The sequence below is a fragment of the Bradyrhizobium iriomotense genome, from assembly GCF_018130765.1.
In the GTDB taxonomy this organism is placed as follows: domain Bacteria; phylum Pseudomonadota; class Alphaproteobacteria; order Rhizobiales; family Xanthobacteraceae; genus Bradyrhizobium; species Bradyrhizobium iriomotense_A.
Map to the genome: position 1 here is coordinate 43,973 of NZ_JAFCJZ010000028.1, position 15,930 is coordinate 59,902.

The 15,930-nt window shown below is 65.0% G+C and carries 18 protein-coding genes; 2 read left to right on the forward strand and 16 right to left on the reverse strand.

Annotated elements, in window-relative coordinates:
- Nucleotides 1-61: 61 nt before the first annotated feature.
- Nucleotides 62-976, forward strand: a complete 915-nt coding sequence (locus JQ635_RS34035; RefSeq protein WP_211414142.1) for a DMT family transporter — start codon at nt 62-64, stop codon at nt 974-976.
- Here the strand turns inward: JQ635_RS34035 and JQ635_RS34040 are convergent.
- The 16 genes from JQ635_RS34040 to JQ635_RS34115 all read right to left on the reverse strand — a co-directional run bounded on the left by JQ635_RS34040 (nt 955) and on the right by JQ635_RS34115 (nt 14,776).
- Nucleotides 955-2,013 (reverse strand): YeeE/YedE family protein, encoded by a 1,059-nt coding sequence (locus tag JQ635_RS34040; RefSeq protein WP_211414143.1) that lies wholly within the window; start codon nt 2,011-2,013, stop codon nt 955-957. The two genes, JQ635_RS34035 and JQ635_RS34040, sit on opposite strands and share 22 nt — an antisense overlap.
- A gap of 2 nt (nt 2,014-2,015) precedes the next feature.
- Nucleotides 2,016-3,020 carry a quinone oxidoreductase family protein gene (locus JQ635_RS34045; RefSeq protein ID WP_211414144.1) on the reverse strand — a complete coding sequence of 335 codons (1,005 nt, stop codon included), beginning with the start codon at nt 3,018-3,020 and terminating at the stop codon, nt 2,016-2,018.
- 64 nt (nt 3,021-3,084) lie between these two features.
- Nucleotides 3,085-4,416, reverse strand: coding sequence for a phenylacetate--CoA ligase PaaK (paaK, locus tag JQ635_RS34050; protein WP_211414145.1), 1,332 nt, complete (start codon nt 4,414-4,416; stop codon nt 3,085-3,087).
- Nucleotides 4,417-4,457: 41 nt separating this feature from the next.
- Nucleotides 4,458-4,907, reverse strand: a complete 450-nt coding sequence (gene paaI / locus JQ635_RS34055) for a hydroxyphenylacetyl-CoA thioesterase PaaI (RefSeq protein WP_211414146.1) — start codon at nt 4,905-4,907, stop codon at nt 4,458-4,460.
- Nucleotides 4,908-5,008: 101 nt separating this feature from the next.
- Nucleotides 5,009-6,091: a 1,2-phenylacetyl-CoA epoxidase subunit PaaE gene (gene paaE / locus JQ635_RS34060; protein WP_211414147.1), complete on the reverse strand. Its 1,083-nt coding sequence runs from the start codon at nt 6,089-6,091 to the stop codon at nt 5,009-5,011.
- A gap of 2 nt (nt 6,092-6,093) precedes the next feature.
- A complete protein-coding gene (gene paaD, locus JQ635_RS34065) occupies nt 6,094-6,597 on the reverse strand; it encodes a 1,2-phenylacetyl-CoA epoxidase subunit PaaD (RefSeq protein WP_211414148.1) in 504 nt (167 codons plus the stop codon).
- Nucleotides 6,591-7,367 carry a 1,2-phenylacetyl-CoA epoxidase subunit PaaC gene (paaC, locus tag JQ635_RS34070; RefSeq protein WP_211414149.1) on the reverse strand — a complete coding sequence of 259 codons (777 nt, stop codon included), beginning with the start codon at nt 7,365-7,367 and terminating at the stop codon, nt 6,591-6,593. The genes paaD and paaC overlap by 7 nt, the downstream gene beginning before the upstream one ends.
- Nucleotides 7,367-7,654, reverse strand: coding sequence for a 1,2-phenylacetyl-CoA epoxidase subunit PaaB (gene paaB / locus JQ635_RS34075; protein WP_014496929.1), 288 nt, complete (start codon nt 7,652-7,654; stop codon nt 7,367-7,369). Before paaB ends, paaC begins: the two co-directional genes overlap by 1 nt.
- A 10-nt stretch (nt 7,655-7,664) precedes the next feature.
- Nucleotides 7,665-8,657 (reverse strand): 1,2-phenylacetyl-CoA epoxidase subunit PaaA, encoded by a 993-nt coding sequence (paaA, locus tag JQ635_RS34080; RefSeq protein WP_211414150.1) that lies wholly within the window; start codon nt 8,655-8,657, stop codon nt 7,665-7,667.
- Nucleotides 8,658-8,733: 76 nt separating this feature from the next.
- Nucleotides 8,734-9,600: a phenylacetic acid degradation operon negative regulatory protein PaaX gene (gene paaX / locus JQ635_RS34085; protein WP_211414151.1), complete on the reverse strand. Its 867-nt coding sequence runs from the start codon at nt 9,598-9,600 to the stop codon at nt 8,734-8,736.
- 98 nt (nt 9,601-9,698) lie between these two features.
- Nucleotides 9,699-10,469 (reverse strand): esterase/lipase family protein, encoded by a 771-nt coding sequence (locus JQ635_RS34090; RefSeq protein ID WP_211414152.1) that lies wholly within the window; start codon nt 10,467-10,469, stop codon nt 9,699-9,701.
- A gap of 187 nt (nt 10,470-10,656) precedes the next feature.
- Nucleotides 10,657-11,943 carry a DUF445 domain-containing protein gene (locus JQ635_RS34095; RefSeq protein ID WP_211414153.1) on the reverse strand — a complete coding sequence of 429 codons (1,287 nt, stop codon included), beginning with the start codon at nt 11,941-11,943 and terminating at the stop codon, nt 10,657-10,659.
- 124 nt (nt 11,944-12,067) lie between these two features.
- Nucleotides 12,068-12,523, reverse strand: a complete 456-nt coding sequence (locus tag JQ635_RS34100) for a phasin (protein WP_211414154.1) — start codon at nt 12,521-12,523, stop codon at nt 12,068-12,070.
- Nucleotides 12,524-12,723: 200 nt separating this feature from the next.
- Complete coding sequence (locus JQ635_RS34105) at nt 12,724-13,317, reverse strand: GNAT family N-acetyltransferase (RefSeq protein WP_211414155.1); 594 nt, start codon at nt 13,315-13,317, stop codon at nt 12,724-12,726.
- On the reverse strand, nt 13,314-14,396 hold the full coding sequence (locus tag JQ635_RS34110) for a PHA/PHB synthase family protein (RefSeq protein ID WP_211414156.1): 1,083 nt from the start codon (nt 14,394-14,396) through the stop codon (nt 13,314-13,316). Before JQ635_RS34110 ends, JQ635_RS34105 begins: the two co-directional genes overlap by 4 nt.
- The gene (locus JQ635_RS34115) at nt 14,393-14,776 is read right to left on the reverse strand and encodes a hypothetical protein (RefSeq protein ID WP_211414205.1); all 384 of its coding nucleotides are present in this window, start codon (nt 14,774-14,776) and stop codon (nt 14,393-14,395) included. The genes JQ635_RS34110 and JQ635_RS34115 overlap by 4 nt, the downstream gene beginning before the upstream one ends.
- Nucleotides 14,777-14,937: 161 nt before the next feature.
- On the opposite strand from JQ635_RS34115, the gene JQ635_RS34120 reads away from it, so the two are divergent.
- Nucleotides 14,938-15,852 (forward strand): alpha/beta fold hydrolase, encoded by a 915-nt coding sequence (locus tag JQ635_RS34120; RefSeq protein ID WP_211414157.1) that lies wholly within the window; start codon nt 14,938-14,940, stop codon nt 15,850-15,852.
- Nucleotides 15,853-15,930 lie beyond the last annotated feature (78 nt).

A 15,930-nucleotide genomic window follows, 5' to 3' on the forward strand; every position in this document is an offset into this window, starting at 1 on the left:
CTTTTTCTGGTGCCAGCCGAGATGCTATCCGCCGCACTGGACTGCTTCAAGGACCTCCGTGATGAACTCCCTGTCCCCCCGCGCCGCCGTCGGCCTGTTCCTCATCATCGTGCTGGCCTGGGGCGTGAACTGGTCGGTGACGAAACAGCTCGTCCAGTTCCTTCCGCCACTGTGGACTTCAGCGATCCGGAGCTGGATCGCGCTGGCTGGATTGTTCGTGATCCTCGGACTGAGCAAGAATCTGGTGATCCCGGAGCGGCGCGACATTCCCGTGGTCCTGAGCGTGGCGCTGCTGCATATGACGGTGTTCTCGGTCCTGGTTGCGGCCGGTGTGCGCTTCCTGCCTGCGAGCAAGGCCATCGTGCTCGGCTACACCACGCCGCTCTGGGTCGCAATCGCCGCGCCCTTGCTGGGGAAGGATACGCTGACCGCGCCAAAGCTCGCCGGCGCCCTGCTCGGATTGATCGGCCTTGCCGTGATCCTGAACCCGACGTCCATCGACTGGACCAATGCGAATGTCGTGCTCGGCGCCGGCATGGTGATCCTGGCCGCGATCTCGTGGGCCGCCAACATCATCTATATCCGCGCGCATCGCTGGATCGCGTCGCCGCTCCAGTTGCTGATCTGGCAGGTGCTGGTCGCGACGATCGTGCTGACAACGTCGGCGGCGGTCACGGATGGCGTACCGCACGTGGAATGGTCGTGGAGGCTCGTCTTGCTGTTTCTATACTCCGGCCTGATCGGGACGGCGCTGGCCTACTGGGCGATGTCGATGGTCAACAAGAGCATCTCGGCCCTGACGACGGCGCTCGGCACCACCGGAACGCCACTCGTCGGCATCGCCAGCGCGGCGATCCTGCTCGGCGAGCCGATCGACATGAGTCTTGCCGTCGCGGCCGGGCTGATCGTCACCGGCATTGGTCTTGCCACGTTAGGCGACCGGCTGTTGCGCAGTCAGGCCACCGCGAGCGGCTGAACCCGCAACGCACCGCGCAGACCGGCCGCCGTGCCGAGCAGGATGCCGGCAACCGCAATGAGCGAGCCCAGCGCGAGGGTCGAGAGACCAGTGAGCCCCTGCCCGATCGAGCAGCCAAACGCCATCACGCCGCCGATCCCCATCAACGCGGCACCGGCGCCTGAGCGCAGCATGTGGCGCGGCGATGAATAGCCTTCGAGCTTGAAGCGGCCGGTAGCGAGTGCGGCGACCAAGCTGCCGGCGAAGACGCCGGCAACTGTCGCGACGCCGAAGTTGAGCGTCAGTCCGGTCGAGAGCATCGCGTATTGCAGGGCGTCCGCGATCGGCGCGATGAAGGTGAGCGAGGTCACGGGAATCGGATTGAAGTCGTCGGCGCCGAGATAGCCGGTGACCAACCAGCCGCCGGCGACGAGGAGGCCCACGATGACGCCCGCTGCGATCTGGCCGGGCGAGCGGCGGAACGCCGGATGCGCGAAAGCGAACAGGATCAGCGCGACGACAATCGTCGCAGCGGCAAGCGCGCGCGAAAGCGTCCCCGCGAGACCGAGCGTCGCCAGCAAGGACGGCAGCGAATTCGCGTTGAGCGTGGTTTGCGAAGCCTGGACCAGCGCGATGCGCGCCGGCGCGATCAGGCCCTTGAGCGTCATCTGCGCGGCAATCGCAAGCACAATCACGACGACGAAGGAGCGGAGATTGCCACGCCCGAGCAGCACCAGCGCACGCGAGCCGCAGCCATTCGACAGCACCATGCCGTAGCCGAACAGCAGGCCGCCAAGGAACAGCACCGGGGCAGAAAAGGTTTGCTGCAGATAGATCGACTTGCCGAGATCGACCGTGCCGCTGCCGGCGAGGAACTGGCTCGCGGCAATCGCGACCGCGATCGCCAGCGCGTAGGTTCGCACCAGCCGCCCGTCCCCGTCCGCCAGAAAGCCGCGCATGCTGCTCATCAGGCAAAAGCCGCTGAGCAAACCGACGGCGCCGTAGACGAGACCGATGACGAGGCCGGCGAGGATGACGAGTTGGGCGGAGGCTTCCATCGTCACGGCTTCAGGATCACGCGGTCGCGCGACGAGCCGGCGACGGCAACGTACGCCTCCTTCGCGCGCTCCAGCGGATAGATCGCATTCGCCTTGATCGGGAACGGCTTCAGGTGCTGGCTCGCAAAGCCCGGCCCGAGGTCGCGCAGCACCGCGCCGGTTGCAGCAGAGGACAGGCCGAGCGTATCGATGCCGACATAAGTGTGCTGCCCCCGGTAGAATTCGAGGATGTTGAACTGCACGATGCGGTCGATCGCCGCGATCAGGATCTGGCGGCCGCGCAAGGCGAGCGACTTGTGCGCAGCCTGGAAATAGGGATCGCCGACGGTGTTGAAGACGATGTCGGCGCCCTTGCCGCCCGTCAATTCGCGCACGCGCGCGGCAACGTCGGTGGCGGAGGCGTCGATCACCTCGATGGGCGCGTTGGCGTGACCTTCATAAGCTTCCGCCTTGCGCACCACGCCGATAACGCGCGCGCCCTGCCAAGTCGCGATCTGCACTGCAGCCTGGCCGACCTTGCCGTTGACGCCGAACACCAGCACCGTCTCGCCGGTCTTCGGCACGCCTGCGCGGCGAAAGCCTTCCATCGCGGTGACGAAGGGCACGCCGATGCCAGCGGCCTCCTCCCAGGACACGGTCTTGGGCTTCTCCACGACCGCATCGGCCTCGACGACGAGATGGGTTGCGTGGGTCCCGTCGCGGCGGATGCCGAGATCGCCGGAGGAGCCGAACACTTCACGCCCCATTGTGCCTGCGGGCCCGCCGATCACCACGCCGGCGTAGTCGCGGCCGGGGGTCCGCGGGAACACGGCATAGGGCATCAGCCCGGTCGCCGCCTTGACGTCGGAGGGATTGACGGCGGCGGCCTTCACCTCGATCAGGAGATCGTTCGGCCCGCGCGCAAGCGTCTGGCGCTCGACGCCCGGTGCAAGCGCAGCGGCGTTTTCGGCTTTGGCGTTGAGGCGCACACAGCGCGCTTCGACCGTTTTGGCATCGGCTGGCGACATGAAAAGACCCGCGTTTTCTCGCGGGCCTTGTCGCCTTTGGGACCGGTCAAGTCAATCCGTCAAGTCAGTCCTTGGGCCGCTTGTCGTAGAGCCGCTTGGCCTTGCCCAGCGAGCGCTCGAGCGTGGCCGGCGCAACCACCTGGACCCTCGAACTGACGCCGATCGTGTTCTTGATGTGGGTCGCGATCCGGTCGGCATGATCGACGAGCCCGCGGCCGTCCCAGCTCTCAGGCCGTGCCTCGGCGATGATGGTCAGCTCGTCCATCCGGCCTTCCCGGGTGAGCTCGAGGATGAAATGGCCGCCGCACCAGTCGGTCGCGAGCAGCACCTCCTCGATCTGGGTCGGGAACAGATTGACGCCGCGCAGGATGATCATGTCGTCGGAGCGCCCCGTCACCTTCTCCATCCGTCGCATGCCCGGCCGCGCCGTGCCTGGCAGCAGCCGCGTCAGGTCGCGGGTGCGATAGCGGATCACGGGGAAGGCCTCCTTGGTGAGCGAGGTGAAGACCAGCTCGCCCTTCTCGCCATCCGGCAGCACCGCACCCGTCTGGGGATCGATCACTTCGGGGTAGAAATGATCCTCCCAGATGTGCAGGCCATCCTTGGTCTCGATGCACTCCTGCGCGACGCCGGGACCGATCACCTCGGACAGGCCATAGATGTCGGTCGCATCCATGTCGAAGGCGTCCTCGATCTCGCCGCGCATCGCGTTGGTCCAGGGCTCGGCGCCGAAGATGCCGACCTTGAGCGAGCACTGCCGCGGGTCGAGCTTCTGGCGCTTGAACTCGTCGAGGATCGCCAGCATGTAGCTCGGCGTCACCGTGATGATGTCAGGCCGGAAATCGTTGATGAGCTGCACCTGCCGCTCGGTCATGCCGCCGGAGATCGGTACCACCGTGCAGCCGAGTTTTTCGGCGCCGTAGTGCACCCCTAACCCACCGGTGAAGAGGCCGTAGCCATAGGCATTGTGGATGATCATGCCGGTGCGGCCGCCGGCCGCTCGGATCGAGCGCGCCATCACCTCGGACCAGGTGTCGATGTCACGCTGGGTGTAGCCGACGACGATCGGCTTGCCCGTCGTACCGGATGAAGCATGCACGCGCACCAGCTTTTCGCGCGGCACGGCGAACATGTTGAAGGGGTAGTTGTCGCGCAGGTCCGTCTTCACCGTGAACGGAAATTTCGCGAGATCGGAGAGCTCGCGAAAATCGGACGGATGCACGCCGGCCTTGTCGAAGGCCTTGCGGTAATGCGCGACGTTGTCGTAGGCGTGCTTCAGCGACCAAGCCAGCCGCTGCTTCTGCAGCGCCATGATCTCGTCGCGCGAGGCGCGCTCATGCGCGTCCATCTCGGCGCTATAGGTGCTGCCGCCTTCCTTGAGCCTCGTCAGAGCCATCCTCGTTTCCCCACATTGGTTTGTTCTTTTCTTCTTTTGTCTTATTGATCTTGCGCTGGCAGCCACGTGCCAGGAATGACGCGCGAATGCCCGCGGAATTCCGCGATGACGGCGTCGCCCGCGGTGACACGTACGTCGTAGATGCCGGAACGGCCGCCGCGGGTGATCTCGCGCGCCTTCGCAACGAGTCGGTCGCCGAGCCTGCCCGGCTTGATGAAGGTGATCTGGCCTTGCGCCGCCACCACGCGCTCATTGTGCGAGTTGCAGGCGAACGCGAAAGCGGAATCGGCGAGCGTGAAGATGAAGCCGCCATGGGCGATGCGCTGGCCGTTGACCATGTCCGGCCGCACCGTCATTGCGAGCGTCGCGAAGCCCGGGCCGATCTCGACGATCTCCATGCCGAGACCTTTGGAGGCATCGTCCTCGGCCCACATCGCCTGAGCGCAGGCGCGGGCGATATCCTCAGGCGACAGGGCGGCTTTGACGTTCACGCGCTTCTCCCGGCCGATTGTTTGCACATGATGTTCTGCTGGTTGGCCAAAACTGTCAAATAATGCGACGCATTTGCATTGTCGGAGCCTGATACGCCCGATCAGACATGGTCGTAATCGACCACGACCCGCTCCGACGACGGCTTGGCCTGACAGGTCAGGACGAAGCCGGCCTTCAGCTCCCACGGTTCCAGCGAATAATTGATGTCCATCGGCGCCTCGCCCTCAACCAATTTGGCGCGGCAGGTCGAGCACATGCCGCCCTTGCAGGCGAAGGGCAGATCGACGCCGGCGCGCAGCGCGGCATCGAGGATCGCCTCATCCTCTGCGACCGGCACGTCACGACGCTTGCCGTCGATGATCAGTGAGGCGATCGCCTTCGGCGGTGCATCGGGCGCAACGGCCTTCTTCGGCCGCGGCTTGCCGCCGAATTCGGAGACGAAGCGCTCGACGTGAATGCGTTCATCCGCGATGCCGAGATCGCGGCAGGTCGCCTCGATCTCCTCGCTCATGCCTGATGGACCGCAGATGAAGACGTGATCGACGCTTCCCGCCGGCACCAGCGAGCGGAGCAGCACCCTCACCTTCTCGCCGTCGAGCCGACCATGGAGGACCGGGATGTCCTGCTCCTCGCCGGAGATGACGTGGAAGATCGAGAGGCGATCGATGAAGCGGTCCTTCAGCTCCTCGAGCGCTTCGAGGAACATGATGTTGTCGGTCGTGCGGTTGCCGTAGAACAGGAAGAAGCGGCTGTCCGGCTCGCGCGCGAGCACGCCCTTCACGATCGACAGGATCGGTGTGATGCCGGAGCCCGCGGCGAAGCCGACATGAATGCGGCCTGCATCGGCGGGCGGGACCACACCAAAACGCCCGGTCGGCGTCATCACGTCTAGCTCATCGCCGCATTTGAGATCTTCGGCTGCCCAGCTCGAAAACGCGCCGCCATCGACCTTCTTCACGGCGATGCGGATCTCGCCGTCGTCGGGGCCAGAACAGATGGAATAGGAACGGCGCACCTCCTCACCATCGAGCGTGGTGCGGAGCGTGAGATACTGGCCGGGCGTGAAGGCGTAGTCGCCAGCGAGATCGCCGGGAATGGCGAAGGTCATCGAGACGGCGTCGGAGGCCTCGCGGCGGAGGTCGCTGACGGCCAGGCGATGGAAGCGCGGTGCGGCTGCGGACATGGTCAATGACACTTGAAGTAATCAAAGGGTTCGCGGCAGGTCTTGCAGCGCCAGAGCGCCTTGCAGGAGGTCGAGCCGAATTCGGACAGCAGCTCGGTCTTGTCCGAGCCGCATTGCGGGCATGCCACCGCCTGCTCGCCGAACAGCGCGCGGCGCGAGCTCGAGGCTTGCGGCGGCGCGATGCCGTAGGCGCGCAGCTTCTCGCGCCCCGCCTCGCTCATCCAGTCCGTGGTCCAGGCCGGCGACAGCACGGTTCGCACTTTCGGATGACGAAAACCGGCGCGCTCCAGCGCGATCTCGATCTCGAGCGCGATCATGTTCATGGCCGGGCATCCCGAATAGGTCGGCGTGATCGCGACCTCGACATGATCGCCGTCGAGGACGACATCTCGCAGCACGCCGAGATCGGCAATGCTCAGTACCGGAATCTCGGGATCGACCACGCTCGCGGCGGCATCCCAAGCGCGCCGGCGCAGCTCGCTGTCGCGGTCCAGCACCGTCACCATGTCAGCCCCGGAAACGTTCGCTGCATCGATTGCAGCTCCGACAGGAGATGGCCGAGATGCTCGCTATGCCGGCCAGAGCGACCGCCCTGCTGCATCCAGTCGTTCTGCGGCAGCGTGAGCGTTGCTTCACGGGTGATATCCGAGAGCGTCGTCAGCCAGCGACCACGCAAGGCGCCGGGATCGACGACAATGCCGGCATGGATCAGGGCCCGCTCGCCGTCGTCGACGGCGAACATCTCGCCGGTGAAGGCCCAGAGGCGATCGATCGCGGCTTGCGCGCGGACATGGCTTTCGTCCGTGCCGTCGCCGAGCCGGATGATCCATTCCGAGGCGTGGCGCAGATGATAGGCGCTCTCCTTCTCCGACTTGGCGGCAATGGCCGCCAGCGTCGCATCGCGCGAATTCATCATCGCGCGCCAGTAGAGGTCGGCGAAGGCGGAATAGAAAAACTGCCGCACCAGGGTCTGGGCAAAATCGCCGTTCGGCTGCTCGACCAGAAGCAGATTGCGGTACTGCCGCACGTCGCGGAGATAAGCGAGCTTGTCCTCGTCGTTGTCCTTGCCCTCGGCCTGGGCGGCAAAGGTGTAGAGCTCTCGCGCCTGGCCGATGAGGTCGAGCGCGATGTTGGAGAGGGCCATGTCCTCTTCCAGCATCGGCGCATGCCCGCACCATTCCGACAGCCTGTGACCGAGGATCAGCGCATCGTCGGCGCGGCGCAGCGCGTAGAGCACCAGCGGCGTTTCGGAGACCTGGATGTTGGCGACCGCCATCACATGTGCCCCACTTCTTCCGGCACCTCATAAAACGTCGGATGCCGGTAGATCTTCGACTCCGCCGGCTCGAACATCATGCCCTTCTCGGCGGGATCGCTCGCGGTGATCGCGGTGGACGGAACGACCCAGATCGACAGGCCCTCGCCGCGCCGGGTGTAGATGTCGCGGGCAGCCTGCAGCGCCATCGTCGCGTCGTTCGCATGCAGCGATCCCACATGCTTGTGCGCGAGCCCGTTGCGGCTGCGAATGAAGACTTCCCACAGCGGCGTGTTCGGCGTGGCCATATTGATCTCCCTATTCGGCGGCTTGCGCGGTCTGACGCTGCGCGCGCTTGGCGGCATAGGCGGCCGCCGCCTCGCGTACCCAGGCGCCCTCCTCATGGGCCTTGCGGCGCGCGGCCATGCGGTCGCGGTTGCAGGGGCCATTGCCGGCGAGCACCTGCTTGAACTCGGTCCAGTCGATCTCGCTGTAGCGCCAGTGTCCGTCGGCATCCTGAATCATGCCGGGATCGGGAATGGAGAGGCCGAGATATTGCGCCTGCGGCACGGTGGCATCGACGAATTTCTGGCGCAGCTCGTCATTGGAGAAGCGCTTGATCTTCCACTTCGTCGAGGTGTCGCTGTGCTGGCTCGTGGAATCCGGCGGGCCGAACATCATCAGCACCGGCCACCACCAGCGATTCAGTGCGTCCTGCGCCATCGCCTTCTGCTCGTCCGAGCCGCGGCATAGCGTCACCATGATCTCGTAGCCCTGGCGCTGGTGGAAGGACTCCTCCTTGCAGACGCGGATCATCGCGCGGGCATAGGGCCCGTAGGAGCAACGGCACAGCGGGATCTGGTTCATGATCGCGGCGCCGTCGACCAGCCAGCCGATCGTGCCGATGTCAGCCCAGGTCAGCGTCGGATAGTTGAAGATCGAGGAATATTTGGCTTTGCCCGCGAGCATCGCGTCGACCAGCTCCTCGCGCGAGGAGCCGAGCGTCTCGGCGGCCGCGTAAAGATAGAGCCCGTGGCCGCACTCGTCCTGCACCTTGGCGAGCAGCGCCGCCTTGCGGCGCAAGGTTGGCGCGCGCGTGATCCAGTTGCCCTCGGGCAGCATGCCGACGATTTCGGAGTGCGCGTGCTGGGAGATCTGGCGGGTGAGCGTCTTGCGATAGGCCGCCGGCATCCAGTCGTTCGGCTCGATGCGCTCCTCGGCATCGATGCGGGCCTGGAACTGCGCAGCCTTGCCTGCATCCTCCAGACCGCGATCATCGGTCTCGGCCGTGTTCAGCGCCTGGGTGTACATGCGCGTCCTCCCGTTTTATTGGGAGGCAATATATAACAAAAATTACGTCATGCAAGATATTTCTGTAACAGATAGATCAGACCTCGAACCTCCTTTCCAGGAGTTTTCGCGCGGGCGGCAGTGCCCCCTTTTCATTGGTTCCATGACCGTCAAGCCATTGCTCCGACGAGGCGAGCAACGCGCGATAGATCTCGCCGCAGAGTTCGCGTGCCGCCCTGCCCGGCCAGTCCGCCGGCAACAGGCTCTGGGGCAGCAGCGGGTCGCGCAGCACGACGCGGCGGTAGTGGTGGATCAGCAGGATGCGCGCGGTGAAGGCGTCGGCCTCGGACAGGTCCGTGCCGCGGCCGATCGCGGCGCGCAGCGGCTCGAACGTCTTCATGAATTTCAGGTAGGCGTCCGCGGTGCGGTCCAGCGGCCAGCTCGCGCTGAGCAGACGTCGGCCACTGTCGTCCTCCGCAGAGACCTCGAGGCGGATCGCGCCGGCAGCCTCATCCGGCACCGGCACGCCTGACGGTGCGACCCAGACACCCGGCAGCGGGCTGCCGAAGCCGGCATTGCGCAGCGCCTCGCGCGAGGCGTCGCGGTCCTCGCCATTGCCGATCAGCAGCAGCTCGAAGCGCCCGGTCCAATCCGATGGCGGCGGATCGTAGATGTGGCGCGTCGCAGCCTCGAAGGTCTGACGGCCTTTTTCGGCAAGACGATAAAAGCTGTTGCGGCCGACTTTTTCGCGCGTCAGCCATCCGTCGGCAGCAAGGCGCGACATCGCGGTGCGCACCACACCGCTGTCGATATCAAGGCTTTCGAAGAATTCCAGCAGCGTGCCCAGCCACACCGAGCCGCCGCGCGGCACGATGGCGTCGCCAAACACGGTGATGACGATGGAGCCGGTGCGCGAGGGCTCGCGCTTGAGCTGGTCGATGATGCGGGAGAGCGGATGCGCCATGCGCGAGGCATAGCGCGTTTGGTGCGGGCACGACAATGGACGGGAGCGACGGCTCTTGCTCTCCCTCTCCCCGTTCTTACGGGGAGAGGCGAAGAAGATCACCTGTGCGGATCGGGATAGGCCAGGCTGCGCCAGCCGCTGCGGTCGAAGGGTTGCCACTGGCCTTCCTTCTGCGCAAGCCGGTCGGCGACGGCGTAGACCGCGGCGGGATGATGGCCCATGCCGCAATGGCTGCTCTCGATTTCGATGCTCTCGGTCTGCGCGCCCGTCTTCTCCATGCAGCCCTGCCAGGCGCAGACGCCGTCGGTGCGGCTGAAGATGGCGGTGGTCGGCACCGGAGGCGGGACGGCGAGCTCGCCGCCGAACTCCGGATCGACCTCGTCGGACTTCCGGCCGCTCGCCCATTCATAGACCCGCCAGGCATTGGTCGAACGGGGATCGCCGGCGAAGGGGCTGCCGAGCGTGATCACCTGACGCACGCGCTCGGGCATCATCTTGGCGAGCTGGCGCGCATAGAGACCGCCAAGGCTCCAGCCGACCAGGCTGATCTTGCGTCCGTGCTTGTCGCTGAGCTCTTCGACCAGATCGACCATCGCGTGCTGCACGCCTTCGCGCAGGCCGTAATTGCGGCCCTGGCGCCAGCCGCTCACCGTGTAGCCCTTGCCGGACAGGAACGTACGCAGCGCGCGCGTGGAGGCGTCGGAGGCCACGAGGCCCGGGAGCACCAGCACCGGGTGCCCATCGCCGCGCGGCGCGAGGCTCAGCAGCGGCAGTGCGCCGAGGAATGCGCCGAACTCGTGGATCGCGCGCCCTTCCAGAAACATCAGGGTACGGGACGGCGGACGCAGCGTCTGGGCAGTAGCGGTCATCAACATTTCCCCTGAGAAGGCGCCGGCAGCGATGCCGGCAAATGGGCATGAATTCCAATACGCCGGCTTCTTGAACGTTCCGCAGCGCAACATGAATCAGCTAGGCGGCCGGTCCGCACATTCAAGCGGGAGAGATGCGAGGCGACAATAGGCCCGCGCGTTAATGCTAACGGCCGTGACGCAAAAGTCACAGCCATCGAAGCAGGAATTCTACGGAGTAGAGCGCGAGCCCGGCGAGCCCGCCAATCAACGACCCGTTGAAGCGGATGTATTGCAGGTCGCGCCCGATGTTGATTTCGATCAGCGAAATCAGCTGCGTCATATTCCACGCCTTGACCTGGTCGGAGATGAAGGTCGAGACGCCGCTCTTCTGGTCCGCGACGAAGCTGCGCAGCACCGTCACCAGGCCCTTGTTGATCTCGCCCCGCAGCTCGGCATCGCCGGCGAGCGCCTCGCCTGCCGAGACGAACATGCCGGCCAGATGATGCTGCAGCACCTGCGTTTCGCCGCTCGCGCTACGCTCGATGAAGGAGCGCGCATTGGCCCAGACGGTGCGGGCGAGATCGGCAAGCTCCGGCCGCGCCAGCAGGTCGCGCTTCAAGCCGTCGATGCGGTCGATATAGGCCTGATCGGTACCGAGCCGGTCGACGAAGTTCAGCACCATGCGGTCGAACTCGCCGCGGAACGGATGCCTGGGATCGCTGCGCACCTCGTTGAAGAATGCGGTGGCGGAGGCCACGATCTTGTTCACCAGAAACTTGTCGGCGCGATAGAGATTGAGCAAGGTCGGCAACTCCGCGCGCACCTTCTCGCGGATCATCGCCATTGTCTCTTTCTGGTTCAGGGTCTCGTGCATCACGCGCAGGAGATCGTCGAACAGGATCTGGTGCCGCCCTTCCGCAACGAAGCCGCGCAGCGTGCCGGCCGCGAGCGGGGCTAGGTCGATCGCCTGAAGCTGCGAGGACATGCGGCGGATGATGAAGGTCATCAGGCCCGAGCTTTCCGTGGCGGACACCGCCTCCGGCAACAGACGCAGCGCGAAGCGCGCAAGGTCATCGCTGCGCTTGCGGTCGCGCAGCCAGTCGGCGACGAAGGAGCCGAAGTCGATCTCGTTCAGCTTGGCCTCGACGGGGCCGGCCTCGAGGAAATGCACCTGGATGAACTCGCCGAGCTTGTCGGCGATGCGGGCCTGGTTGCTCTGGATGATCGCTGTGTGCGGGATCGGCAGTCCGAGCGGCCGCTTGAACAGCGCCACCACCGCATACCAGTCGGCGAGCCCGCCGATGGTCGCGGCTTCCGCGAAGGCTGCAATGAAGCCGAACACGGGATGCACTGGCAGCAGCCATTTCGCGACGATGAAGAGCAGAAGCGTCGAGGCCAGCACCAGCGTCGCCAGCGCTTTCACGCGGCGCAGCTCGGCCGCACGTTCGGCATCGCCGGGGGTGTCGAAGGAGAAGGTGGCGGGTGCGTTCATGACAGCGTCACAGTACTCGTCATTGCGAGCGAAGCGAAGCAATCCAGCTCGCAATGACGGCCGCGAAAAAACAAAAGGCCCGCCGAAGCGGGCCTCAAATTCAGTTGCTACTCAGGAGACCAAATCAGGCGGTCTTGTTGTAGACCTTGGCAAAGTTGTCCTGAGCGGACTTCGCACCGTTGGCGGCGAGCTTGCCGAGATAGTCGGCGGTCGCCTTGGCGCGCGAGACGAACGCTTCGCCGCGGGCGCGGAGCATGCTCGACTGGATCTCGACGGCTTCGCTGACCGACTTGGCGGACGCGAGCTTGTCGATGCCCGAGAAGAACGCCTCGGCGTCCTCGTAGATCGCCTGCTGGATGTTGCGGCTGATCTTGCCGGCTTCAGTGACGGACTCGGTCACCGCGTTCTCGACGGCGGCGGTCACGCGCTCGGAGCCAGCGAACACCTCGGCGGCACGGTCCTTGGCGGTGTTGGCAGTCTTCTTGACGAATTCGCGAGCGGCCTCGGGAACTTCCAGGTTCTGGATGTTCTTGAAAGCGTCCTTGAAGCCCTCGAAAGCGGTGTTGGTTTCAGTGGTCATGGGGTTCTCTCCATCCTCATTGGTTGAGCTATGGGCTCACCCCGTCCGCATTGGCCCGGGGCACGGCTTATATGCCACGGTTAATTGTGCGATGCAATATTCGTATTGCACTGCGATATCACGAAATCGTGAACAGCCTTAACGGGAGGCATCCTGATGCCTCCTTGGCCAATTGGTTCGAGGATCGGGCCGATCCGGACCTAGTGCTGGACGGCGCCCGGCAGCCCATAGGCCTCCATCTGGGCCTGGACCTGCGCGATGTTGTGGCCGAGCACGACGATGTCGTGGGTCTTGCCGTCGACGTCCCGGACATGGTCCCGCAGCAGGGCTTCGGCCTTGAAGCCGAGGCTCTCGAACAGGGCGATCGCCGCCTGCTGGTCGACGGTCATCTGAACCGAGAGCTTTTCCAGGCCCGCGCCGAGCGCAAGGGCGAAGGTTTCCTGCGACAGCGCCTTGCCCACGCCCTGGCCGCGGACGTCGGGCGACACCACCATGCGGATCTCGCCGACATGAGGCGACCAGGAGTGCGGATCGCGCACCAGCGTGCCACAGCCGACGACCTTGCCGTCCCTGACCGCGAGCAGGCTCGTGATCGCCCCCCGTTCGATCTCCTTGACCCAGGCGGAGAGCACCTTCGGCTCGCTGATGTTGCGAGGCAGGAACAACAAATCGTGGGTCGGCAGGCCCTTGCCGAAGGCGAGCACCGCGGCCTCGTCCGCGGGCGACATCAGGCGGATCTCGATATCGCCGGCGTCGGTCTTGACGTGACGCGGATAGGAACGCTGCTCGCTCATGTCGATCTCTTTCCCAGCCAGGAATCCAGTTTCGGCCACAGCCGTTTCACGGCGTTGGCGCCAGCGACCAGCGAGACGTGACCGCCCTTCAGCATCACCTCTTCCTTGTCTTCCGACCCGATCTTGGCGATCAGGTGCTTTGCGGCGTCATAGGGCACGATGTGGTCGTGCTCGGCGACCGCATGCAGGATCGGCACCTTGATGTTCTCGAGCTTCGCCTCGCGGCCACCGACCGACATGGTGTCGTTGAACAGCTTGTTGTCCCACATCAGGTCCTTGGTGATGGTGCGGAAGTACTCGCCGGCCAGCGGCAGCGTGTCGGTCGCCCAGCGGTCGAACATCCGGTACGACTTCACGAACTCGTCGTTCCAGATGTTTTCCCAGAGCTGGATCTGGCTCACCGTGCGCGAGGCCGGCCGCAGCATCTCGAACGAGGACAGGATCATCTCCGGCGGCACGTTGCCGACGCTGTCGACGAGCCGGTCGACGTCGAAATAGCGGCGGTCGGAGAAATTCGAGAACAGCTTCATCTCGCGGAAATCGATCGGTGTGGTGAAGCAGATCAGGTTCTTCATCGGCCCGTCCTTGTGGATCGAGCCGTAGAGCAGCGACAGCACGCCGCCGAAGCAATAGCCGATGACGGAGACGTCCTGCTCGCCCGAATCCTGCTGCACGCGACGGACGCAATCCGGGATGAAGTCGAGGACATAGTCCTCCATCCGCAGGCTCTTCTCTTCCGGCCGCGGCGCGCTCCAGTCGAGCATGTACACGTCATAACCGCGCTTCAGCAGGAACTCGATGAAGCTCTGGCCGGGCACGAGGTCGAGGATGTAGCCGCGGTTGGTGGTCGCCATCACGATCAGCACCGGCACGCGGTAGATCTCGTCCGACATCGGCCGGTAGTGATACAGGCTCATCGTGCCGCGCGAATGCAGCACGTCCTTCGGCGTCGAGCCGAGCGAAGGGCCCGAGGTCGAAAAATATTCGACGCCCTTGATGCTGCGCTGGATGGCGCGCTGCACCTCGGACTGGATGCGTTCCGGGATGGACGCGAAATCAAGTCCCGCAGGTGCGTTCATGTCTGTCCTCCGTTTTCGGAGGGCGGACGCTTGGTGCGTGGCGGCCGCGGCGCAGCATCGAGGCTTTGCGAGATTCCGGAACCTGCCGCAATCTGGCTCAGCATCGACTTCATCTCACTGACCTGGGCCTCGATGGACTGCAACCGTTCCGCAAGCCCTATCACCTGCTCGCGGCTCGGCAGATTCATCGCGACGAGATATTTCTCCATGAGCTCGCCGAGCTGCTTCTGAGCACCTGCAGCAACGCCGCCAGCCCGGTTCAGCGCTTGAGAAAACTCCGGCGACGACATGGCCTGGTTGGCGAAGGAGTTGAACCCCTTCTCCATCTCACCCATCATCTTCTGCCACATGGCGACCGGATCATTGGTCTTGTCGGTCATCGGCGTCCTCCTGGTATCGAGAGCTGCGATGCCCTTCTTTTTCGCCATACCACACCGTTGCGCGGGGCCGGTCAACCGGCAAGCGGCGGGCGCATCGTCGCGCATGCGCTTCTTTGCGACAGCAAACCGTGCGATACAGCATCGATCAGCAGGAGGGACCCGTGACCGCCCATCAGCCGCCCCAGACCGTCCGCGCCAACGGCATCGACATCTGCTACGAGATTTTTGGCAACGACAATGCCGAGCCTCTGCTGCTGATCATGGGGCTCGGCGCGCAGATGATCCATTGGGACGACGCGTTCTGCGAGCAGCTCGCCACGCACGGCTTCCGGGTGATCCGCTTCGACAATCGCGACATCGGCAAGTCGAGCCATCTCACCGGCGGCAAGCGCCTGACGCCGCTCGAGCTGCTGAAGCTGCGCTTCCTCCGGATTCCCGTGGCCGCGTCCTACAAGCTGATCGACATGGCCAAGGACACGGTCGGCCTGATGGACACGCTCGGCATCAAGTCGGCGCATCTGGTCGGCGCCTCCATGGGCGGCATGATCGCGCAGGAGATGACGCTGTCGTTTCCACAGCGTGTGCGCTCGCTGACCTCGATCATGTCGACCACGGGCAACCCGCGCATACCGCCGCCGACACGCGAGGCTGCGGCGATGCTGATGGCGCCGCCGCCGCGCAGCAAGGAGGAGTTCATGGTCCGCTTCGGCGAGACCTGGAAGGTGCTGCGCGCCGGATCGTTTCCGGAAGAGGAAGCGCTCGACCCTGACCGCGCCGAGCGCGTGTTCGCGCGCGGGCTCAATCCGGCCGGCGTCGGCCGGCAGCTCCGCGCCGTGCTTGCCTCCGGAAGCCGCAAGGAGCGGCTGCACGCCGTGACGACGCCGACGCTCGTCATTCACGGCACCGTCGATCCGCTGGTCCACCCCGAAGGCGGCAAGGACACCGCGGCGTCCATTCCGAACGCAAAGCTGTTGATGATCCCAGGCATGGGCCACGCGCTGCCGATATGCTTCTGGCCCGAGATCATCGGCGCCATCAACAAGCACGCGCATGGCGCAGCAGTGCGGGCCGTATAGATCGGCGCAGGCGGTCTCTTCGCAGTGACCATGTGAGCTGCCGGTGACTGTCTTAACGGAAGCCGGCACGAAAGCTAT